The sequence below is a fragment of the Streptomyces sp. NPDC059010 genome (assembly GCF_042740355.1).
Taxonomy (GTDB): domain Bacteria; phylum Actinomycetota; class Actinomycetes; order Streptomycetales; family Streptomycetaceae; genus Streptomyces.
The window spans coordinates 34,688-55,218 of record NZ_JBHYJA010000049.1 but is presented as its reverse complement, the minus strand read 5'-3'; the positions used below and the strand labels follow the sequence as shown (position 1 = coordinate 55,218).

The window sequence follows — 20,531 nt, the reverse complement described above, 5'->3', positions numbered from 1 at the left end:
CGGGGCCAGAACCTGCGGCCTACGTCTGGTCGGCGGTCAGGACGCGGCCTTGGTGAAGGTGAATTCGTCCACGTCGAACAGGCCGGACCCGCTGCCCGCGAAGGTCAGATGCACGTCCGAGGTGCCCGCCGGGACATTCGACAGGGTCGTCGACACCTCCCGGAACGTCGACCAGCCACCGGTGTTCGGCACGGCGACCGAGCCCAGGATCGGGCCGGTCGGGGAACCGGTCCGAACCTGGAGGGTGCCGCCCGGACCACCGGACACGACCCGGGCGCGGAAGCCCGTAGCGCCGTTCACCGCGACCCCGTCGTATCGCGCCCAGTCCCCCGGATCGATGTAGCCCAGAGTCCGCCCGCCGTTCGCCCCGGCCTTGGTGTACGGCGACACCCCGCTCGCGGACGAGTACGACTCGGCCTGCACCGTGGTCGGGGAAGCCGTGGTCAGGTCCTTGATCCTGATGTTGCGGAACGAGACGTCGTCACCGGTCCCGTGGTTCTGGAGGCCGATGTGGCCGGCCAGGGAGCGGGCGGGGTTGGTGTTGGTGTAGTCGTTGATCTTCGTGCCGTTGAGGAACACCTGGAGACGCTCGCCCTCGACGAGCAGCTCGAAGGTGTTCCACTCACCTGACGGGTTGAGCGCGGCGTCGCGGGCTGCGACATCCGGGCCCTTGAAGGAGTAGACGGCCCCGGTGGTCCGGTCCGGGGAATCGGTGGGATCGATCTGGACCTCGTAGCCGTTGTTCACAGCCGACCATGGGTCGTTGGACGGCGGGAAGCCCAGGAAGACGCCGGAGTTGTCGTCGCCGTCCGTCTTCCAGTCCAGCTTCAGCGAGTACGAGGTGTACTGCTTGGCGCTGTACCAGAACAGCCCCATGCCCCCTTGCGACTTCAAGGTGGCGTCGGAGTTGCTGAAGCTCCCGGCTCCGGCTTGGGACCAGCCGGTGGTCGATCCGTTGTACAGGGCGGTGTAGCCGGTTTCGGGGCGGCAGTCGGCCTTCTTCTCACCCGCCGCGTACCGGATGCCGCCCAGCAGGTGCTTGCGGAAGGCCGCGTCGGTGTAGGACTGATCGGTGTGGCCCATGCCGGTGTACCAGGAGCGCCCGCCCTGGTAGGGCTTGCACCAGGCGATCGGATGGTCCCCCATCGCGTCGGACCCCGGGCTGTAGCTGGACTCGTCCAGCGAGGCCAGCACGTGCGCGCTGGAGCGGGGGTTGGTCTTGTAGTTGTACCACTCGTCGAACCTGCTCCAGGTCCCCGGCAGGTGCGCCGTACTGGAATGCGCCCCGTCCTCCACCTTGACCGCTGCGGTCTGCTGGTGCGGATGGCTCGTGAAGTAGGCGCCGACGAGCCCGCCGTAGAACGGCCAGCCGTACTCGGTGTCGGCGGCGGCGTGCACCCCGACGTAGCCGCCACCCGCCTTGATGTAGGCCTCGAAAGCCGATCGCTGGGCGTCGGTGAACAGTCGGCTCGCGGGATCGTTGGTGACGGTCGTGGTGTTGAGGAACACGACGGCCTCGTATTGGGCCAGGTTGCCCGAGGTGAAGGCGCCCGCGTCCTCGGTGGCGGTGACGGTGAAGCCGTTCGCCGCACCCAGGTCCTTGATCGCCTGGAGGCCGGCGGTGATGGCCGAACCGTGCCGGAACCCAACGGTCTTGGAGAAGACCAGGACGTCGAAGTCGTCCGCCGCTGCGGCGGTCGGCGCGGCGCTGACGCCGACGAGCGTGGTGAGCAGCGCCGCTGATGCGCTCAGGAATGCTCGGTATTTCACGTCAGGACCTTCCACTTCTGGTTCGCTCCGCCCCAACAGGTCCAGAGCTGGGTGCGCGTGCCGTTGGCGGAGTTGACGCCCTCCACATCAAGGCACTTACCGGAGTTGGGATTGACCAGCGAACCGTCGGCCCGCTGCTCCCACTTCTGCGCGACGGTGTCGTTGCATTGATACAGCTGCACCTTCGCCCCGTTGTCCTTCGAGGCCCCGCTCACGTCCAGGCACTTGCCCAGCGCCCGAAGCGTCTGGCCGTCGCGCTGCCAGGTCTGCGCACCGGTGTCGTTGCAGTCGTAGATCTGCACCTCGGTGCCGTCCTCGGACTTGCCGCCCTCGACGTCCAGGCACTTGCCGCCGAGGCCGACGATCGGGCCCGCGGTGGTGAAGCTGAAGGAGTCGACGTCGAAGAGCTTGCCGGAGCCGCCGGAGAAGGTCAGGTACAGCGTGGTCGTCTGCGCGGCCGCGCCGGAGACATTGCCGGTGACCGTCTTGAACGACTCCCAGCCGCCGGTGTTCGCAACCGCCGCCGAGCCCAGTACGGGTCCGGTGGGCGAGCCCGACCGGATCTGCAGCGTGCCGCCGACACCGCCGGAGGAGACCAGGGCGGTGAACGACTTCACCTTCTCCAGACGGTAGGGCGCGAAGGAGATCCAGTCACCGTTGTCGATGTCGCCGACGGTCTGCCCGCCTTCCGCGGCGGTCTTGTCGTACGGCCTGACGCCCGAGGACTTGTCGTAGTGCTCGGCCTGCCGCTTGCGCAGCTGGGTGGTGACGCGCTTGCCGCCCGGGAGGGCCTTGCTGTCGGTGTACGCGGCGTCGAATACGGGGAAGAGCCGCGCGGCGTCACCCTCGTTGGAGTCCTGCGCCTCGATCCATCCCGAGCAGCCCTTCTCCGAGGTCAGCGCGTGCGTGTGTGTGGTCGGAGGGGTGTCGTGCCGGACCAGGTTGGTCATCGAGGCCCGGTTGCAATCGGGTGAGGAGCCGTCCTCGGCGTCGGTCGCGGTGAACTGGAACGGGATGATGTCGCCGTAGGAGACCAGCTGGCCGTCCACCGGCTGGCTGACCGTGACGGTCGGCGGAGTGTTCCCGACCCCGATGACCGCGTCGGCCGTCGCGGTGGCGCCGTTGGAATCGCGGACGGTCAGGGTCGCCTTGTAGGTGCCGTTGGCGGTGTAGGTGTGGGACGGGTTGGCCTCGGTCGAGGTCTGTCCGTCCCCGAACGTCCACGAGAAGCTGATCGCATCGCCGTCCGGATCCTTCGACCCGGCGGAGGAGAAGTTCACCGCGAGGGGTGCGTGCCCGTACTTGGGGTTCGCGCCGGCCTCGGCCACCGGGGCGTGGTTGCCGCCCGCTCCGACGTAGTCGTACCGCAGCAGCCGGGAGTTCTCGTTCGGCAAGAAGTTCCCGCCGGTGCCGTAGTCCAGGACGTACAGGGCGCCGTCCGGACCGAACTCGACGTCCATCACCTGGTTGACGTTGTCCGACGGACTGTCCTTGAAGGTGCTGATCTCACCGACCCCGCCGCCGGACGTGACATGGACGGCCTTGATCCAGCCGCGCGCGAACTCGCCGGCGAAGAAGTGCTCGCTGAGCGACTGCGGGAACTTGGTCGTCGAGGGGTTGGTCGCGTCGTAGCGGTAGACCGGGCCGGCCATCGGCGCTTCCCCGCCCCCGCCGAACTCCGGCGGGCTGCCGGCGTCGCCGCCGTAGCGGATCCAGGACGGCTTGGCCGGGGGGAGCTTCGCCAGGCCGGTGTTGTTCGGGGAGTTGTTGGTGGGGCCGTCGACGCAGTCGTACTTCGGTCCGGTCGTGTTGGTCGCGAAGTTCCAGTCGTTGTACGTCTCGGCCGTGGTGTTGGTGCCGGTGCAGTAGGGCCAGCCGTAGTTGCCGGGGCCGGTGATCCGGTTGAACTCGACCTGCCCTGACGGACCGCGGTTGGGGTCGGTGGGGCCGCCGTCGGGGCCGTAGTCGCCCACGTAGATCGCGCCGGTCTGCTTGTCGATGTTCATGCGGTACGGGTTCCGCAGGCCCATCGCGTAGATCTCGGGCCGGGTCTTGGCCGTGCCGGGCGCGAAGAGGTTGCCCTGCGGGATCGAGTAACTGCCGTTGTCGTTGACCTTGATCCGGAGGATCTTGCCGCGCAGGTCGTTCGTGTTGGCCGAGGTGCGCTGGGCGTCGTAGGCCTCGCGGCCGGGCTGCTCGTCCAGCGGCGCGTAGCCGGTGGCGAACGGGTTGGTGTCGTCCCCGGTCGAGAGATACAGGTTGCCGGCGGAGTCGAAGTCGATGTCGCCGCCGACGTGGCAGCAGATGCCCCGGGTCGAGGCGACGTCGAGGACCTTGACCTCGCTCGTCGTGTCGAGGGTGTAGTCGGCCTTCAGCGTGAACCGGGACAGGCGGTTCACGTTCTCCGAGGCGGGCGCGTAGTAGAGGTAGATCCGCCGGTTCGAGGCGAACCCGGGGTCGACGCCGACGCCCTGCAGGCCTTCCTCGTCATGCGTGTAGACCGGAAGCGAGCCGATGACGGTGGTGTTGCCGCTCTTGTCGGTACGCCGCAGCTTGCCGTCCCGCGCGGTGTGCAGGACCGAGAGGTCGGGCAGCACCTCCATCGCGATGGGCTCACCGAGCTCCCCGCCGCCCTTTGCGAGGGTGACCTCCGAGAAGTCCTCGGGAACGATGTCATGCGCGGCAGCGGGGGTGGAGAGCCCGGCAACCGCTGAGAGTGACGCGGCCATCAGCATGAACGACACCATTGCCGCACGCCAGGGACGTGTTCTTCGAGACACGAAGTTGCCTTTCGACATTCGACACGCTCGCCGACCGCGTCGAGAGGCTGGATCACCCGCCCCTGCCGGCGTGCCACCCGCCGGCGTCCGGGACGCGCCGCCACAGTGACAGGCCCCCTTTTGCTCGTCAAGAGTCTTAACGGAAGCCTTGCACGCAGGTTCTTTTGCTTGACATCCGTCATAAGGGCTCGCATGATATCGACCAACAAAGGGGACTTAGGCCCAAGTTGAAGTCGGCGTGAGCCGCAATCCGGACAGCCGCCCCGGGACCCCCAACCCGCCGTACCGACACCTCTGGCACGCCGAGCCGGTGTCCGTACGGTTGCCACCCTGCGGGTTGGGGCCCGGTGCGGCGCCACGACGCCATCAGGGCGCCCCCGCAAGACCCAGTAGCAGGTTCTTCACCTCCGTGGCCCGGACCGGGCCAGTGACGGCATGCCGGTCGGAGCAGAGGATGAGAGGGCCGTCCTCCGGGTCCTCGGGCAGCCGGCCGTGACTGCCACGTACCGGCGAGGAATCGAGCGGTACGACCGCCATGCGGTACCGCATGCCGAGCTTCTTGCGCGCCAGGGCTGTCGCGGCCTTGACCATGACGTAGGGGTCGAGCGGGTCCATGAAGAGTTCGACCGGGTCGTAGCCGGGTTTGCGATGGATCTCGACCAGCCGCGCGAAGTCGGGTGCGCGGGCGTCGTCGAGCCAGTAGTAGTAGGTGAACCAGGCGTCGGGCTCCGCGATCGCGACCAGTTCCCCGGAGCGCGGGTGGTTCAGTCCCTGCGCCTTCTTGCCTTCGTCGTCAAGGAGTTGACCGAGGCCGGGCAGTCCTTCCAGCGCGGCACGGGTCGCGTCCAGGTCCTCCGGGCGGCGCACATACACGTGGGCGATCTGGTGGTCGGCGACCGCGAACGCCCGTGACGCCATCGGGTCCAGGTACTCCATGCCGTCCTGTGTGTGCACCTCCAGCAGGCCCGCGCGGCGCAGCACCCGGTTGATGTCTACGGTGCGGGTGACACGGGTGATGCCGTACTCGGACAGGGCGACGACGGTACGGCCCTCGGCGCGGGCGTCGTCCAGGAGCGGGGCCAGCGCGGTGTCCAGATCGGCGGCCGCTTTCAGGGAGCGCGGGTCGTCGGGGCCGTAGCGCTGCAGGTCGTAGTCCAGATGCGGCAGGTAACACAGGGTTAGGTCAGGACGCCGGGTGGTGATGATGTGGCGGGTGGCGTCGATGATCCACTGAGTGGAGACCAGGTCCGCGCCGGGGCCCCAGAAGCGGAACAGCGGGAAGGTGCCGAATTTGTCGGTCAGTTCGTCGTGCAGGGCGACGGGGCGGGTGTAGCAGTCGGGTTCCTTGCGGCCGTCGGCGTAGTAGATGGGGCGGGGGGTGACGGTGATGTCGGTGTCCGCGCCCATCGCGTACCACCAGCAGATGTTGGCGACCGTGTAGCCGGGGTGGGCGCGGCGGGCCGCGTCCCAGAGTTTGTCTCCCTCGACCAGGCCGTTGTGCTGCCGCCACAGCAGCACCTCGCCCAGGTCGCGGAAGTACCAGCCGTTGCCCACGATGCCGTGCTCGGCGGGCAGGGTGCCGGTCAGGAACGTCGACTGCGCCGCACATGTCACCGCGGGCAACACCGTGCCGAGGGGCGCCTGGGAGCCGGTCTCGGCCAGCCTGCGCAGGTTCGGCATGTGGTCGAGGAGACGGGGGGTGAGGCCGACGACGTCGAGCACGAGCAGGGGGGTGGGCCCGGTCATGGCAGCTCCTTCAGGCCGAGGTGGATCAGCAGGTCGCGGGCGAAGGCGAGTTCGGCGGCGATGCCCTCGATCAGGCCGGCGCGGTCGACAGGCCGCAGTGAGGGCGGCAGTGCCTCCCAGGTGTAGGTCTCCACCTCCAGGTGGCGCGTGCGGGCGACGGAGCCGCCGACGAGATGGGTGAGGCAGTCCCGCAGCACGGGCAGCGTGGAGGTCAGCGGCCTCGCGGGCACCGCGTGCAGGGGCACGTGGAAATGCGCACGCCAGGGTCCGGTTACCGGGAGGCCGCCGAGCCCGAGGGCCTCATCGAGGTCGTCGGTGCCGATCAGCCCCTCCGTCGTCCTCACCCGCGTCTGGTGCAGGAAGCGGGGTTCGTCGAAGGCGCGCAGCGCCTCGCGTACCTCGGGCAGGTGCGGGTCCTGCGCGTGCAGGGCGGCGGAGAGCTGAGCCTTGACCACGGGGATGTCAGCGGACCAGAGGTTGCCGAGCGCGGTCGCCGGGTCCTGGAAGGACGTGGCGAGGTGACAGGTGTCGACGCAGACACCGATCCGGTCGTGGCCTATGTCGAACAGTGGCCCGATGGCGTCGGCCGTCGTCTCCACGACACAGCCGGGCTCCGGTTCCAGGCCGATGCTGATCGACCGTCCGGTCGATCGCTCCATGGCATCAAGGTATTCGGCCAGGGAGAGGAGTGCGTTGTGCGCTGTGTGAGCCGACCTGGAGTCGTACGACGTCCGCCAGGCGAGCGGGAGGGTGGAGATGCTGCCTTCCCTGACGCCATCCGGCAGGAGCGCGGTGAGCAGACGGGCCAGGTTGGCGGTGTAGCGGAGGCGTTCGGGTTCGGCCCAATCCGGCCTGTACACCCGGTACTTGACCTCCTGGGCGCCGAACCCCTTGTAGGGAAAGCCGTTGAGGGTGACGACCTCAAGGCGCCGCATTGCCAGCTCGGCGCGCAGGAGTTGCAGGGCGTCGGGATCACTGATGAGCGTGAACGCGGCGTCCTCGGCGAGCCACAGGCCGATGCCGAGGCGGTCCAGGCCGAGGCGGCGGCGGACCGGCTCGCAGTAGTCGCGGAGTTGGGCCAGGACACCCGCCAGGGTCTCGGCCGGGTGGGCGTTGGTGCAGTACGCGAGGTGGACGGTGGAGCCGTCCGGGTGGAGGAAGCGCATGCGGTCACTCCCCGCCTCTGAGTACGGAGTTGCCCTCGTGCGTGGCGTCGGTTGCCTGGACGTCGAGGGCGAGGCGGCCGCTTTGCCCGTAGAAGGCGACGGGGTTGCGCCACAGCACCCGGTCGACCTCGTCCTCGGTGAAGCCCTCGGCCAGCATCAGGTCGCCGACCCTGCGGGTCTTGAGAGGATCGCTCCGTCCCCAGTCGGCGGCGGAGTTCACCAGCACCTGCTCGGGCCCGTATTCGCGCAGGATCGCGACCATCCGTTCCTCGTCCATCTTGGTGTCGGGATAGACGGAAAAGCCGAGCCAGCAGCCGCTGTCCTTGGCCTCCTTGACGGTGGTCTCGTTGAGGTGGTCGACCAGGACGTGGTCCGCGGGCAGGGCCGACTCCCGGACGACGTCGAGGGTACGGCGCAGACCCGCCAGCTTGTCGCGGTGCGGGGTGTGCACGAGTGCGGGCAGGCCGTACTCGGCGGCGAGCGCGAGCTGGGCAGCAAGGGCGGCGTCCTCGGCGGGGGTCATCGAGTCGTAGCCGATCTCACCGACGGCGACGACCTGGTCCTTGACCAGATACCGGGGCAGCTCGGCAAGGACGGGTAGGCAGCGCGGGTCGTTCGCCTCCTTGGGGTTGAGGGCGAGCGTGCAGTGGTAGGCGATGCCGTACTGGGCGGCCCGGAAGGGCTCCCAGCCGAGAAGGGAGTCGAAATAGTCGAGAAAGGAGGCCGGCGAGGTGCGGGGCTGGCCCAGCCAGAAGGAGGGCTCGACGACGGCACGGACGCCGGCGGCGTGCATGGCCTCGTAGTCGTCGGTGGTCCTGGACGTCATATGGATGTGCGGGTCGAAGATGCGCATCAGGACTCCTGGGTGGCGAGGCGCAGGGCGCGCTGGAGGTCGGTCGACACGGGACGGCCCGCCGCGGTGCGTTCGGCGGCGTAGTCGGTGAGCATCCGTGCCAGTTCTGCGTCCCCGGCCGCCCGGCGTTCGAGGTCGGTCACCGCGTTCAGAGGCACGCCGGTGAACAGGCATTTCAGTACGGCGTGCCGCCAGGCGTGGGCGCCCAGGTGCTCGCCGGCGTACGGGCCTACGGCGATCGCGACGAGCCGGGTGTCGTTGGTGCGCAGCGCGTCCTCGATCAAGGGGAGCGCGTCGGCGGGGGTCAGGTGCGGGAGATGGGGCAGGACGCGGAGGACGGCGCGGCGTTCGGCGGCCGTGCCGCGCGTGTACAGCCGGGCGAGGGCGGAGGGGGCCGGCTGGACCGCGTGCAGGAGGAGGACGCGGGCGTCGTCCTCGGCACCCCGACAATGCCGGCCCGCCTCCGCGAACCGCGCCTCCCAGACCGGCAGCGAGTGCCGGAAACCGTCCTGATCGACGGCCGCGTCGAGCACGGCCTGGGCCAGCCAGGCGCGGACCGGAGAGTCGAGGCTCTCCCACAGCTCTATGAGGCCGTTGGCCTGCGGAGTGGTCATGCGTGTGCTCCTTTCTCAAGGCCACGCAGGTAGTGGAGGCAGCTCTTGGCGAGGCTCGGCCCTGCGTGCGAGTGGCGGGGCAGCTCCACGCTGATCAGGCCCGGGTAGCCGTCGTGGGTGAGGTCGGCGAGGGCGTCAAGGACGGGCGGGAAGTCGATCTCGCCTGCCCCGAACGGGAGATGCTCGTGGATGCCCCGCCGCATGTCCTCGATCTGCACATGGCGCACCCAGGGCGCCGCGCTGCGGACGCAGTCGGCGGGCGAGGCGCGTTCCAGGCACTGGCAGTGGCCGATGTCGAGGGTCAGGCCGAGCGCGTCGGGGCTGCCGAGCAGGTGGCGCAGGTGGTGGAAGTCGGCGAGGGTGGCGAGGAGATGGCCGGGCTCGGGCTCCACGGCGAGCGGCATGCCCAGGCCGGTGGCGGTGTAGAGGACAATCGACAGCTCGTCGGTGAGCCACTTCCACGCGCTGTCCGGATCGACACCGTCAGGGAGGACGCCGCTGAAGCAGTGCACCGCGTGCGCTCCGAGGTCGGCGGCGATCTGGACGGCACGCATCAGCATGCGGACCCGGGCCGCGCGTCCCTCCGGGTCGGGGTCGAGCAGCGAGGGGCCGTGCTTGCGGCGCGCGTCGAGGATGTACCGGGCGCCGGTCTCGATCGTCACCGACAGCTCGAGGGTGCGCAGAGTGCGGGCCAGTCGGCCAACCCGGTCGGAGAGGTCCGGCGCCATGGGGTCGAGGTGCATGTGGTCGAGCGTGAGGGCGACGCCGTCGTAGCCGAGATCAGCGAGGAGGAAGAGGGCGTCGTCCAGGCGCAGGTCGGTGAGGCCGTTGGTGCCGTAGGCCAGGCGCAGGGTCATGTAGGGCTCACCTTCCGAGAGATACGGCGTGCCAGTGGTGCCAGTGCCATCAGTGCCGCGCCGCATGCGGGGGCGCCGGCGCGGGCCGCGAGGGCGGCCTGGAGCGGGATGAGTGACCTGATGCCGCCGCCCACGGCGCGTTGTGTGAGGTCCGGGGAGGGGTTGAGGGCGGCGTGGAGGTAGGGCCGGGCGGCAGTGGCGCCGTACAGAGCTGCGAAGGTCGGGGCGGCGAGGTCGCGGACCAGTCGCGTGCCCGGGGCCCCGTCCACTCGCCTGAATGCAAGTGCCGCAAAGATGACGGCACTTGTTGCCAGTGCGGCCATCGGAGCCAGGCCGGATCCGCCGGTGGTCTCGTTGCGGGCGACACGAGTCACCGCGTAGGTGTGGGCGGCCAGTGCCGCCGAGGACAGGGTCACGGCGGGGCGGAGAGGCCTCGCCCCGGTCGCCACCGCGCCGAGCAGCAGGTCCAAGCCGCGGGCGGCGCCCATGGCGACGGCGCCCGCGGGGGTGTGCTTGAGCTTCAGGTCGTACGCCCAGACGGTTGCGGCCAGGACGCCTGCGACCGCCGCCGCGGGGCGCCCCGCCCGGGCCGCGAGGGCCAGGCCGACTGTGGTCAGCCCGGCCGCCGCACCCATGGCGGCGGCCGGGTGGATACGACCCGACGGCAGCGGCCGGTCGGGGCGTTCGCGCGCGTCCTCGTCCTGGTCCGCCCAGTCGTTCAGGGCCATGCCCGCCTCGTAGAGGCACAGGGAACAGCCGATGGCGAGCGCCGTGCGCCGGTCGGCTCGCACGCCCGCGGCCGCCGCCCCGGCGAGTGCGTCGCCGGGGACGGTGAACAGTGCCGAGACGCGCAGGAGTTGGGCCCAGTCACGTGCCGCGCTCACGCCTTCGCCACCCGCAGCCGGACAGCGAGGACGAGCAGCGCGGCGTACTGCGCGGCCAGCGACGACGGCGCCCCCGGATCGGGGTCCTTGAAGTAGAACCCCAGCTCGGGGAGCGGGCCGGTGAGCCCCACTTCGTGCGCCCGGGCGACAATCCGGGCGAGGTCGAGGACCAGCGGTGCCGCGAGGGCGGAGTCGCATCCCTGCCAGATGGTCTGCAGGACCATCCGCGTGCCGAGGAATCCCTCGAAGGCGATGTGGTCCCAGGCCGTCTTCCAGTCCCCCATCGACGGTACGTCGTCGATGTGCACCACTCCCTCGGGGACGGTACCGAGGGTGTCGGCGAGGACCCGTTCCTTGCCGGCGTTCTTCGCGGCGGCCGCGTCCGGGTCGGCGAGCGCCGCGCCGTCTCCCCCGCCGAGCAGGTTGGCGCCGGACCACGAACGTACGGTGAGCGCGCGCTGGGCGAACATCGGGCCGAGCACGGAACGCAGCAGGGTCTGCCCGGTCTTGCCGTCCCGCCCGGCGACCGGCACCTCGTACGGACCGTGCAGCGCCGGATGGTGCAGTCCGGTTGACGGGGTGAAGTTCACGTATGCGGCCTGGGCGCGCAGCGCGGCAGCAGCGTACAGCGAGCTGGCGGGCAGCCTGTCGTCTCCCGCGAGGGGCGCCGGTTCGGTGGATGCGACGTTGACCACGACGCATCGGGCGAGGTTGTTGCGCATACGGAACGAGGCGATGTCCTCGGCGAAGGCGCTGATCAGTTCATGGTCGTCGCGCAAGTCGTCGAGGGGGCCGCCGGTCCGTATCTCCGCGTCGGCCGCGGCGAGTTCGGCGCGCACCGCGTGCGGCAGATCGTGCGGCAGGACTCCCTGGTCGGCGAGCTGCTCGGCGCGCTTCGGCAGGGGGCATGCCGCGACGTCGTGGCCGCCGAAGACCAGGGACGGCAGATCCGGCAGGCCGCAGTCGGCGAAGGACGGAGTGTGGGTGACCATGCCTACGGCCGGTTGGAGCCCCGCCGCGACGGCCGCGCACCCGGCGACCACCGTGGTGCCGACCGAGCCGCGGGCTCCTATCAGCCAGATTCCCGTACGTGGCGCTGCCAGTGCGGATGTCGATGATGTCGCCACGACCGCCTCCCTGCCGTTGTCTCTCGTCGCGTCATGCGTGTGAGGGGTGGACGGCCCGTGCCGGGGGCGTGAGTTGCCACCCCGGCACGGGCCCGTCTTTGGGGCCCCGTGTCCCGCCACGAGGGCCTTTCGTGCAAGTTCGTCGGAAACCTAGCCCTCTTTCGCGCGTATTGAAAGAGCTTATGCAGAAGAATTCTTGACTTTCATCGCCAGAGAACAAAAGTTTCCCGCTCCCTGCCTGGGGCGACCGCAACACCCTCCATCCATCCCGCCCCGTTACCGGTTCGTTGCTCGCAACCCTCGCCACAGCATGCCCTTTGTCTTCTGGCAATCAGAAGTAGTCGAAGATCTTGACCTAAGTCCTTTCCAGAACCGTCAGAGCACTGCTAAGTTCCACCGCTGAAGACACCGAAGCTAGAAGGCATGCGGAGGGAGGGCGACGTGAGACGCATGACGGCACGGCCCGCTAACGCACATCAGGCGCACATACTCAGGCTGTTGCGCGACGAAGGCCCCAACTCGCGTGCACAGCTGAGCGAGTTCGTGGACCTGTCCCGCTCCAAGCTCGCCGTCGAGGTGGACCGGCTCATGGAGATCGGGCTCGTGACGAACAACGGCCTCGCCGCCTCCAGGGGCGGACGCCGGTCGCACAACATCCGGCTCGCGCCCGAACTCCGCTTCCTGGGCGTCGACATCGGCGCCACCTCGGCGGATGTCGCCGTCACCAACGGGGAATTGGAGGTTCTCGGCCATCTGAGCAAGCAGGTCGACGTGCGGGACGGCCCCGTCGCGGTCTTCGAGCACGTCCTCGACATGGCCGGCAAGTTGAGGGCTGCCGGCATCGCCGAGGGCTTCGACGGGGCCGGGGTCGGCATCCCCGGGCCGGTGCGGTTCCCCGAGGGCATCCCGGTCGCGCCACCGCTCATGCCGGGCTGGGACAACTTCCCCGTCCGCGAGGCCCTCAGCCAGGACCTCGGTTGCCCGGTCATGGTCGACAACGACGCGAACCTGATGGCCCTCGGGGAACAGCACACAGGTGTGGCCAAGAACGTCAAGGACTTCCTCTGCCTGAAGATCGGCACCGGCATCGGCTGCGGCATCGTGGTCAACGGCGAGGTCTACCGCGGGGTGACCGGGAGCGCCGGCGACATCGGCCACATCCAGGTCGATCCCGACGGCCATCCCTGTGCCTGCGGCAACACCGGCTGCCTGGAAGCCCACTTCAGCGGTGCGGCGCTCGCCCGCGACGCGCTCATGGAGTCCGGGCACCCGGGTGAACTCGCCGACCGGCTGGCCGCATCGGGCACGCTCACCGGGGCCGACGTCGCCGCGGCAGCCGCGGCCGGTGATCCTGCGGCCGGTGATCTCATCCGGCAGGGCGGCGGCCACGTCGGGCAGGTCATCGCCGGGCTGGTGTCGTTCTTCAACCCGGGCTTGGTGGTCGTCGGCGGTGGAGTGACCGGTCTCGGCCACTCGCTGCTGGCCGCCATCCGCACCCAGGTCTACCGCAGGTCCCTTCCCCTGGCCACCGGCAGCCTTCCCATCGTCCTCAGCGAGCTCGGCCCCCAGGCCGGCGTCGTCGGCGCGGCCCGGCTCATCACCGAACGCGTCTTTTCCCCGGCATGACCCCCAAGGCCCGCCCCACCGTCTCAGTTCCCCGCCGACGGTGGGGCGCCTGAACCCGCCCGCCCCGGCGTCGAAAGCGCTCGCCAAGAGCCCACGCCGAGGGCGGCGGTTACGGCCCCGCCCCACCCGAGCGGTCTCCGCACCGCGCACCGACCGACACCCGCATCCCACAGCGCGGGAAACACAGCGCCACGCCCTTGAACGACCACGGAACCGAGGAACCGTCCCATGCCGCCATCACCCCCCGACACTCCAACAGCCGACTCCCCTGCGCCGCTGCTCAGGATGACCGGGATCACCAAGTCCTTCCCCGGCGTCCGCGCTCTGGCCGGCGTCGACCTGACGGTCGTCGCGGGCGAGGTGCACTGTCTCCTCGGCCAGAACGGTGCGGGAAAGTCCACCCTCATCAAGGTCCTGGCCGGCGCCCATCAGCCCGACGGCGGCGAGATCGTCTGGCAGGGGCAGCCCACCCGGCTGAAGTCCCCCATCGACGCCATGCGGCTCGGCATCGCGACCATCTACCAGGAACTCGACCTCGTCGAGCATCTCTCCGTGGCCGAGAACATCAGCCTCGGCCATGAACCGACCCACGCCGGATTCGTCGTACGCACCCGGCTCGCCCGCCAGCGCGCCGCCGCCCTCCTGAACCGGCTCGGCCACACGGAGATCGACCCCGCCGCCCCCGTCGCCGAACTCTCCGCCGCACAGCAGCAGATCGTCTCGATGGCCCGCGCCCTGTCCCACGACGCGCGGCTGATCGTCATGGACGAGCCGTCGGCCGCACTCGACCCGGATGAGGTGCGCAATCTCTTCCGCACCGTGGACACCCTGACGAGTGAGGGCGTCGCCATCATCTACATCTCCCACCGGTTGGAGGAGATCCGCACGATCGGCGACCGAGTTACCGTCCTCAAGGACGGCCGGTCAGTCGCCGACGGCTTGCCGACCCGGTCCACGCCCACGCCCGGCATCGTCGCCCTCATGACGGGTCGCACCGTCGAGCACGTCTTCCCCTACTCCCCGCGTGCGGCCAATCCGGTCACCTCCGCCGTGCCGCCCGTGCTGAAAGTGGAAGAGCTCAGCCGCCATGGGGAGTTCGAGCCGCTCGACCTTGAGGTCCGCCCGGGGGAGATCGTTGGGTTGGCCGGACTGGTGGGGTCCGGGCGGTCCGAGATCCTGGAGACCATCTTCGGTGCCCGTCAGCCCACGACGGGCCGGGTGTTCGTGGACGGCGAGGAGGTGCGGCCCGGCAACGTCCGTGCCGCGGTGCGCGCCGGCATCGGGCTCGCTCCCGAAGAGCGCAAGGCACAGGCCCTGCTGATGCTGGAGTCCGTCACCCGCAACGTCTCCATCTCCACCCTCGGCCGGTTCTCCCGACTCGGCTGGATCGACCGGGCCGCTGAGCGTGCCTCGGCACAGCAGGTCACCCGCGACCTGGCGCTCCACCCGGACAACCCGGACGCCCAGGTCAAGAACTTCTCCGGCGGCAACCAGCAGAAGGCCGTCCTGGCGCGCTGGCTGCTGAGGGGGTGCCGCGTCCTGCTCCTGGACGAACCCACCCGTGGCGTCGACATCGGGGCCCGCGTCGAGCTGTACGCGGTGATCCGGCGGCTGGCGGACGAAGGGATGGCCGTCGTCGTGGTCTCCAGCGAGATCCCCGAGGTTCTCGGCCTCGCCGACCGTGCCCTCGTGCTCCGTGAGGGCCGCGTCGTCCACCGCGCGCCCGTCGACCAACTGGACGAACACCGCGTACTCGATCTCGTACTCGAAGGGAACAACGCATCATGACGCAGTCCGCGGCCGCCCCCGCGGCCGAGAAGCCCGCTCCCGCCGCGCCACCGCCGCGCAGGCCCGCTCTCGGCCTCCGGCTCGATGTCCGCACTCTGTCGCTGCTGGGTGTGCTGGCGATCCTCGTGCTCGTGGGCGGCGTCACCAAGCCGGACGAGTTCCTGGCCGTGAGCAACCTTCAACTCGTGCTCACCCAGGCCTCGGTGATCGGTGTCGTCACGGTCGGCATGACCTTGGTGATCATCAGTGGTGGCATCGACCTGTCCGTCGGCGCGATCGTGGCGCTCGCCTCGGTATGGGCGACCACGGTCGCCACCCAGGAGTTCGGATTCACCGGCGTCCTGTTCACCGCGGTCCTGGTCGGTGTGGGCTGTGGCCTGGTCAACGGCGTGCTGATCGCCTACGGCCGGATGGTGCCGTTCATCGCCACCCTCGCCATGCTCGCCTCGGCCCGCGGCCTCGCCCTGCAGATCACCGATGGCAGCACCCAGGTCGTCACCATCCCCGAGATCCTCGATCTGGGCGAGAAGGACGCCTACATCCTCGGGGTGCCACCGCTCGTGATCGTCTTCGCGGTCGTCGTCGTCATCGGCTGGCTGCTGCTCAACCGGACAACGTTCGGACGACGCACCGTCGCCATCGGCGGCAACCCCGAAGCGGCCCGGCTCGCCGGCATCGACGTCCGCCGCCAGCGCCTCTACCTCTACCTGCTGTCCGGACTGTGCTGCGGCATCGCCGCCTTCATGCTCATCATCCTGTCCGGCTCCGGCCAGAACACCAACGGCAACCTCTACGAACTCGACGCCATCGCCGCGGCCATCATCGGCGGCACCCTGCTCAGCGGCGGCCGCGGCACCATCACCGGCTCCGTGCTCGGCGTCCTGATTTTTACCACCATCACCAACATCTTCGCTCTCAACAACCTCGAAACCGCGACCCAGCAGATCGCCAAGGGCGCCATCATCGTCGCCGCCGTCCTCATCCAACGCCGCACCGCCCACGAGTAAAGCGCCAGCCAAGGAGACACGAACATGGCTCAGCAAGTCGACCCCATCCGCAGAAGGCTGCTCTTCGGCACCGCCGCCGTGTCGGCAGGCGCGCTGCTCACCGCCTGCACCTCCAACGACTCCGGCTCCGACGACGGCTCGGCCGAACAGGCCCCCGTCGCCGACGACAAGCCCGGCAAGCACGTCACCATCGGCTTCGCCGGACCCCAGGCCGACCACGGCTGGCTCAACGCCATCAACGTCAACGCCCGTGATCGCGCCAAGAAGTACAAGGACGTCTCGCTGGAGATCACTGAGGGCTCCAACGACACCGCCGCCCAGATCGGCCAGATCGAGACGCTGATCAACAAGAAGGTCGACGTCCTGGTGATCCTGCCCGCCGACGGCAAGGCCCTCACGCAGGTCGGCCTGAAGGCAATGCGCGCGAACATCCCGGTCATCAACCTCGACCGCGTCTTCAACACCCCGCAGGCGTACCGCTGCTGGATCGGCGGCGACAACTACGGCATGGGCCTCAACGCCGGGCATTACATCGGCGAACAGCTCAAGGACAAGCAGAACGCCAAGGTCGTCGAACTCGCGGGAATGGACACGCTGGAGCTGACCCAGCAGCGCACCAAGGGCTTCGACGACGCCCTGAAGAACTACCCCAACATCAAGAAGGTGGCCCGCCAGGCGGCGGAGTTCACCGTCGAGTCCGGCCAGTCGAAGATGGCGTCACTGCTCCAGGCCAACAAGCAGTTCGACGCGCTGTGGAACCACGACGACGACCAGGGCGTCGGCGCCCTGCGCGCGATCGAGCAGGCCGGGCGCGACGAGTTCTTCATGGTCGGCGGCGCGGGGGCCCTCTCCGCCTTCCAGGCCATCAAGCAGGACAGCGGAGTGCTCAAGGCGACGGTCCTGTACCCGCCGACCATGGCCGCCTCCGCCATCGACCTGGCGCGCGCGCTGGGCCAGAGCAAGGGCCTGGGTGGCATGGCGGAGTTCGAGATCCCCTCGTCCATCACCCTGTACTCGGCCGTCGTCGACAAGGCCAACGTCGACCAGTACATGGCGACCGGATTCAAGTAAACCGCTCCGGGGATTCCCCCCACCGTCGCCGAGGCCCGGGGGCGGCGCGCCACACCACGCCGCCCCGGCCGCGTCAGGAGAACTCGCGCACATGACATCCCCGAACACGCAATCCGCCGTAACCCGGAAGCCGGTCCTCGGCATCGGCATGGTCGGCTACGCCTTCATGGGGGCCGTCCACTCCCAGGGCTGGCGCACGGCGGGCCGCGCCTTCGACCTGCCGTTCGAGCCGCAACTCACCGCGGTGTGCGGCCGGAACGAACAGGCGGCGCGGGCGGCCGCAGATCGGCTGGGCTGGGCGTCCGCCGAGACCGACTGGCGGGAGTTGATCGCACGCGACGACATCCACCTCGTCGACATCTGCACCCCCGGCGACAGCCACGCCGAGATCGCCGTCGCCGCGCTCGACGCCGGCAAACACGTGCTGTGCGAGAAGCCGCTGGCCAATACGGTCGCGGAAGCCGAGGCCATGGTCGCCGCGGCTGCGCGGAACCCGGGCCGCATCGCGATGGTCGGCTTCAACTACCGCCGCACTCCCGCCATTTCACTGGCACAGGCCCTCATCGAAGCGGGCCGGCTCGGCACACTCCGGCACATCCGCCTGACCTATCTCCAGGACTGGCTCGTCGACCCCGACTTCCCGCTCACGTGGCGACTGCGGCGGGAGACGGCCGGCTCCGGCGCGCTCGGAGATCTGGGATCGCACGTCGTCGACCTCGCCCAGTTCCTGACGGGCGAGCCATTGATCGGGGTTACCGGGCAGACTGAGACGTTCGTCCCCGAGCGCCCCCTCACACCAGGCCCCGGAGGTGACCGGGGCCAGGTCACCGTTGACGACGCCGCCCTGTTCACCGGCCGTTTCCCGTCCGGCGCACTCGCCTCGTTCGAGGCCAGCCGCTTCGCCCACGGCCGCAAGAACGCGCTGCGGTTCGAAGTCAACGGCGTGCGCGGCTCGTTGGCCTTCGACCTGGAGCGCCTCAACGAACTGCACTTCTTCGACGGCACCGCCCCCGCCCCCGAGGCCGGCTTCCGCCGCATCCTGGTCACCGAGCCCAAGCACCCCTACCTCGCCGGCTGGTGGCCTCCCGGTCATGGTCTCGGCTATGAGCACACGTTCGTCCACCAGGCCCATGACCTTGTGCACGCCATCGCCGACGGAACCCAGCCTTCCCCATCCTTCGCCGACGGTCTCCAGGTACAGCGCGTGCTCGCCGCTGTCGAGGAGAGCGCGTCCAAGGACAGCACGTACACCCCCGTCTTCACCACCGACCACGAATAAGGACGTGTGTCATGACCCACCGTTTCACGCTCTTCACCGGCCAGTGGGCGGACCTGCCCCTGGAGGAGGTCTGCAAGATCGCCACGGATGCCGGATTCGACGGCCTGGAACTCGCCTGCTGGGGTGACCACTTCCAGGTGGACGAGGCCCTGACCGACCCGTCCTATCTGGAATCTCGTCGCCAACTCCTGCAGAAGTACGGCCTGAAGTGCTGGGCGGTCTCCAATCACCTGGTCGGCCAGGCCGTTTGTGACGCCATCATCGACGAGCGTCACGAGGCCATCCTCCCGCGCGAGGTGTGGGGTGACGGCGACCCCGAGGGCGTACGGCGACGGGCCGCCGACCGGATGAAGGACACCGCCCGCGCGGCGGCGGCCTTCGGCGTCGAGACGGTGGTCGGCTTCACCGGCTCCGCCATCTGGCACCTGGTCGCCATGTTCCCGCCCACCACCGACGTCACGATCGAGCGCGGCTACCAGGACTTCGCCGACCGCTGGAACCCCATCCTCAACGTCTTCGACACCGAGGGCGTCCGGTTCGCCCACGAGGTCCACCCCAGCGAGATCGCCTACGACTACTGGACCACCGAACGGGCCCTGCAGGCCGTCGACCACCGGCCCAGCTTCGGCCTCAACTTCGACCCCTCCCACTTCGTCTGGCAGGACATCGACCCGGCGGGCTTCCTCTACGACTTCCGGGACCGCATCTACCACGTCGACTGTAAGGACGCCCGCAAGCGCCTCGACGGACGCAACGGCCGCCTCGGCTCCCATCTGCCCTGGGGCGACCCGCGCCGCGGCTGGGACTTCGTGTCGGTGGGCCGCGGCGACGTGCGCTGGGAGGACATCTTCCGCATGCTCCGCTTCATCGGGTTCGAGGGCCCCATCTCCGTCGAGTGGGAAGACGCCGGCATGGACCGCCTCCAGGGCGCCCCAGAGGCACTGGCCCACCTCAAGGCATACGACTTCAACCCGCCGTCGGCCTCGTTCGACGCGGCGTTCGGAGCAGCTCCCTGACAGGGCCCCGAAGGGCAAAGCGTTGGCAAAGCAGCGGGAGCGTGGGGCCGACTCACGCTCCTGACTCATTGAAGACACCGCCTGGAGGGAGCGGTACCCCGAACGGTCCCGACATCCCATCAGCACGAGCTCAGCGGGTGGCGGTGCACGCCCCCTCGACGGTCACTCCCTCCTCGACCGTCACCAAGCACCGCCACCCACCCTGCCCGTGCTGACGCGGACGCGTCGCTCCTGGCCTGTGACTACGGGCCAGGAGCGACGCGCTGCCGTTTCTCCGCGGCATCCGCCAGCAATTCGACGAGGGCCGCGCGGGCCCGGGCCACACGGGAGCGGACGGTTCCGATGGGGCAGTCGCTCACCTCGGCCGCCTCCGCGTAGGGCATGCCCCATCAGCTGCGTGAGGAGTGCATCATTCCTGACACAGCGGCCGCGTGGGGATATTGTGTCGAAACTGCTCCCACAAGGCGGCCTGGACGAATACGAGGTCCGTCGCTACGTCGGCTGGTACCGGCACATCACCCTGTCCATGCTCGCCCACGCATTCCTCGCGGCCCGGGCCGTGGGCGCGGCAAAGGGGGCGGCAGAAACGACACCACCAGCATTGTCCCTCTCACCGTGGCAGAGATCCAGCGCCTGCTGGACGCTCTCCTGCCCCACCTCAGACCCCACCAGGACCGCCAATGGCACGCACTGAGCTGGTCCCACTGGCGCAGACACCACCAAGCCATCGCCCGACGTTGCCACCACCGAAGAAGAACCAGCTCAGGACACGAATTCTCACTGGAGTATTAAGGCATTCCGTTATGCCTACCTGGATCGATCGATGATTCTCCTCTTCGCGTCACGATCCGTGCTGTGAGCGGTGGCGTGGAGCAGCTCCTCGCCCGGTCGGTTCTGGGAACTTTCTGAGAAGGGGTCGGCCCCTCGTTCGTGCGAACTCCGCGACC

The 20,531-nt window shown here is 69.3% G+C and carries 15 protein-coding genes and 2 pseudogenes; 7 read left to right on the top strand and 10 right to left on the bottom strand.

Annotated elements, in window-relative coordinates:
• Window positions 1–36: 36 nt before the first annotated feature.
• The 9 genes from ACFWYS_RS37925 to ACFWYS_RS37885 all read right to left on the bottom strand — a co-directional run bounded on the left by ACFWYS_RS37925 (window position 37) and on the right by ACFWYS_RS37885 (window position 11,797).
• On the bottom strand, window positions 37–1,770 hold the full coding sequence (locus ACFWYS_RS37925) for a ThuA domain-containing protein (RefSeq protein ID WP_384779308.1): 1,734 nt from the start codon (window positions 1,768–1,770) through the stop codon (window positions 37–39).
• Window positions 1,767–4,505 (bottom strand): PQQ-dependent sugar dehydrogenase, encoded by a 2,739-nt coding sequence (locus ACFWYS_RS37920; RefSeq protein WP_384779305.1) that lies wholly within the window; start codon window positions 4,503–4,505, stop codon window positions 1,767–1,769. Before ACFWYS_RS37920 ends, ACFWYS_RS37925 begins: the two co-directional genes overlap by 4 nt.
• Before the next feature lie 411 nt (window positions 4,506–4,916).
• Complete coding sequence (locus tag ACFWYS_RS37915) at window positions 4,917–6,296, bottom strand: alkaline phosphatase family protein (protein WP_384779302.1); 1,380 nt, start codon at window positions 6,294–6,296, stop codon at window positions 4,917–4,919.
• Entirely contained in the window at window positions 6,293–7,462 is a 1,170-nt protein-coding gene (gene eboE / locus ACFWYS_RS37910) for a metabolite traffic protein EboE (protein ID WP_384779299.1), read from the bottom strand. The genes ACFWYS_RS37915 and eboE overlap by 4 nt, the downstream gene beginning before the upstream one ends.
• A gap of 4 nt (window positions 7,463–7,466) precedes the next feature.
• On the bottom strand, window positions 7,467–8,315 hold the full coding sequence (locus ACFWYS_RS37905; protein WP_384779296.1) for a TatD family hydrolase: 849 nt from the start codon (window positions 8,313–8,315) through the stop codon (window positions 7,467–7,469).
• The gene (locus ACFWYS_RS37900) at window positions 8,315–8,929 is read right to left on the bottom strand and encodes an EboA domain-containing protein (RefSeq protein ID WP_384779293.1); all 615 of its coding nucleotides are present in this window, start codon (window positions 8,927–8,929) and stop codon (window positions 8,315–8,317) included. Before ACFWYS_RS37900 ends, ACFWYS_RS37905 begins: the two co-directional genes overlap by 1 nt.
• Window positions 8,926–9,786, bottom strand: coding sequence for a sugar phosphate isomerase/epimerase family protein (locus ACFWYS_RS37895; RefSeq protein ID WP_384779290.1), 861 nt, complete (start codon window positions 9,784–9,786; stop codon window positions 8,926–8,928). The genes ACFWYS_RS37900 and ACFWYS_RS37895 overlap by 4 nt, the downstream gene beginning before the upstream one ends.
• The gene (locus ACFWYS_RS37890) at window positions 9,783–10,670 is read right to left on the bottom strand and encodes an SCO3242 family prenyltransferase (RefSeq protein WP_384779287.1); all 888 of its coding nucleotides are present in this window, start codon (window positions 10,668–10,670) and stop codon (window positions 9,783–9,785) included. The genes ACFWYS_RS37895 and ACFWYS_RS37890 overlap by 4 nt, the downstream gene beginning before the upstream one ends.
• A complete protein-coding gene (locus ACFWYS_RS37885) occupies window positions 10,667–11,797 on the bottom strand; it encodes an inositol-3-phosphate synthase (protein ID WP_384779284.1) in 1,131 nt (376 codons plus the stop codon). Before ACFWYS_RS37885 ends, ACFWYS_RS37890 begins: the two co-directional genes overlap by 4 nt.
• 450 nt (window positions 11,798–12,247) lie before the next feature.
• On the opposite strand from ACFWYS_RS37885, the gene ACFWYS_RS37880 reads away from it, so the two are divergent.
• From ACFWYS_RS37880 to ACFWYS_RS37855, 6 genes are all read left to right on the top strand, one after another.
• Window positions 12,248–13,423, top strand: a complete 1,176-nt coding sequence (locus ACFWYS_RS37880) for an ROK family transcriptional regulator (protein WP_384779388.1) — start codon at window positions 12,248–12,250, stop codon at window positions 13,421–13,423.
• A gap of 228 nt (window positions 13,424–13,651) precedes the next feature.
• Window positions 13,652–15,211, top strand: a complete 1,560-nt coding sequence (locus ACFWYS_RS37875; protein WP_384779280.1) for a sugar ABC transporter ATP-binding protein — start codon at window positions 13,652–13,654, stop codon at window positions 15,209–15,211.
• A complete protein-coding gene (locus ACFWYS_RS37870) occupies window positions 15,208–16,218 on the top strand; it encodes an ABC transporter permease (RefSeq protein ID WP_384779277.1) in 1,011 nt (336 codons plus the stop codon). Before ACFWYS_RS37875 ends, ACFWYS_RS37870 begins: the two co-directional genes overlap by 4 nt.
• A 24-nt stretch (window positions 16,219–16,242) precedes the next feature.
• The gene (locus tag ACFWYS_RS37865; protein WP_384779274.1) at window positions 16,243–17,289 is read left to right on the top strand and encodes a substrate-binding domain-containing protein; all 1,047 of its coding nucleotides are present in this window, start codon (window positions 16,243–16,245) and stop codon (window positions 17,287–17,289) included.
• A gap of 91 nt (window positions 17,290–17,380) precedes the next feature.
• The gene (locus tag ACFWYS_RS37860; RefSeq protein ID WP_384779271.1) at window positions 17,381–18,568 is read left to right on the top strand and encodes a Gfo/Idh/MocA family protein; all 1,188 of its coding nucleotides are present in this window, start codon (window positions 17,381–17,383) and stop codon (window positions 18,566–18,568) included.
• Window positions 18,569–18,579: 11 nt separating this feature from the next.
• Window positions 18,580–19,584, top strand: a complete 1,005-nt coding sequence (locus ACFWYS_RS37855) for a sugar phosphate isomerase/epimerase family protein (protein ID WP_384779268.1) — start codon at window positions 18,580–18,582, stop codon at window positions 19,582–19,584.
• Window positions 19,585–19,826: 242 nt separating this feature from the next.
• Here the strand turns inward: ACFWYS_RS37855 and ACFWYS_RS37850 are convergent.
• Window positions 19,827–19,970: pseudogene (locus tag ACFWYS_RS37850) on the bottom strand (sigma factor-like helix-turn-helix DNA-binding protein); the annotation flags it as partial.
• 80 nt (window positions 19,971–20,050) lie between these two features.
• On the opposite strand from ACFWYS_RS37850, the pseudogene ACFWYS_RS37845 reads away from it, so the two are divergent.
• A pseudogene (locus ACFWYS_RS37845) lies at window positions 20,051–20,278 on the top strand (IS701 family transposase); the annotation flags it as partial.
• Window positions 20,279–20,531 lie beyond the last annotated feature (253 nt).

Coding starts and splice junctions, on each gene's coding strand:
- ACFWYS_RS37880 (WP_384779388.1), top strand. CDS start 12,248: ATGACGGCACGGCCCGCTAACGCACATCAGGCGCACATACTCAGGCTG.
- ACFWYS_RS37855 (WP_384779268.1), top strand. CDS start 18,580: ATGACCCACCGTTTCACGCTCTTCACCGGCCAGTGGGCGGACCTGCCC.
- ACFWYS_RS37860 (WP_384779271.1), top strand. CDS start 17,381: ATGACATCCCCGAACACGCAATCCGCCGTAACCCGGAAGCCGGTCCTC.
- ACFWYS_RS37905 (WP_384779296.1), bottom strand. CDS start 8,315: ATGCGCATCTTCGACCCGCACATCCATATGACGTCCAGGACCACCGAC.
- ACFWYS_RS37920 (WP_384779305.1), bottom strand. CDS start 4,505: ATGCTGATGGCCGCGTCACTCTCAGCGGTTGCCGGGCTCTCCACCCCC.
- ACFWYS_RS37870 (WP_384779277.1), top strand. CDS start 15,208: ATGACGCAGTCCGCGGCCGCCCCCGCGGCCGAGAAGCCCGCTCCCGCC.
- ACFWYS_RS37865 (WP_384779274.1), top strand. CDS start 16,243: ATGGCTCAGCAAGTCGACCCCATCCGCAGAAGGCTGCTCTTCGGCACC.
- eboE (WP_384779299.1), bottom strand. CDS start 7,462: ATGCGCTTCCTCCACCCGGACGGCTCCACCGTCCACCTCGCGTACTGC.
- ACFWYS_RS37895 (WP_384779290.1), bottom strand. CDS start 9,786: ATGACCCTGCGCCTGGCCTACGGCACCAACGGCCTCACCGACCTGCGC.
- ACFWYS_RS37900 (WP_384779293.1), bottom strand. CDS start 8,929: ATGACCACTCCGCAGGCCAACGGCCTCATAGAGCTGTGGGAGAGCCTC.
- ACFWYS_RS37875 (WP_384779280.1), top strand. CDS start 13,652: ATGCCGCCATCACCCCCCGACACTCCAACAGCCGACTCCCCTGCGCCG.
- ACFWYS_RS37915 (WP_384779302.1), bottom strand. CDS start 6,296: ATGACCGGGCCCACCCCCCTGCTCGTGCTCGACGTCGTCGGCCTCACC.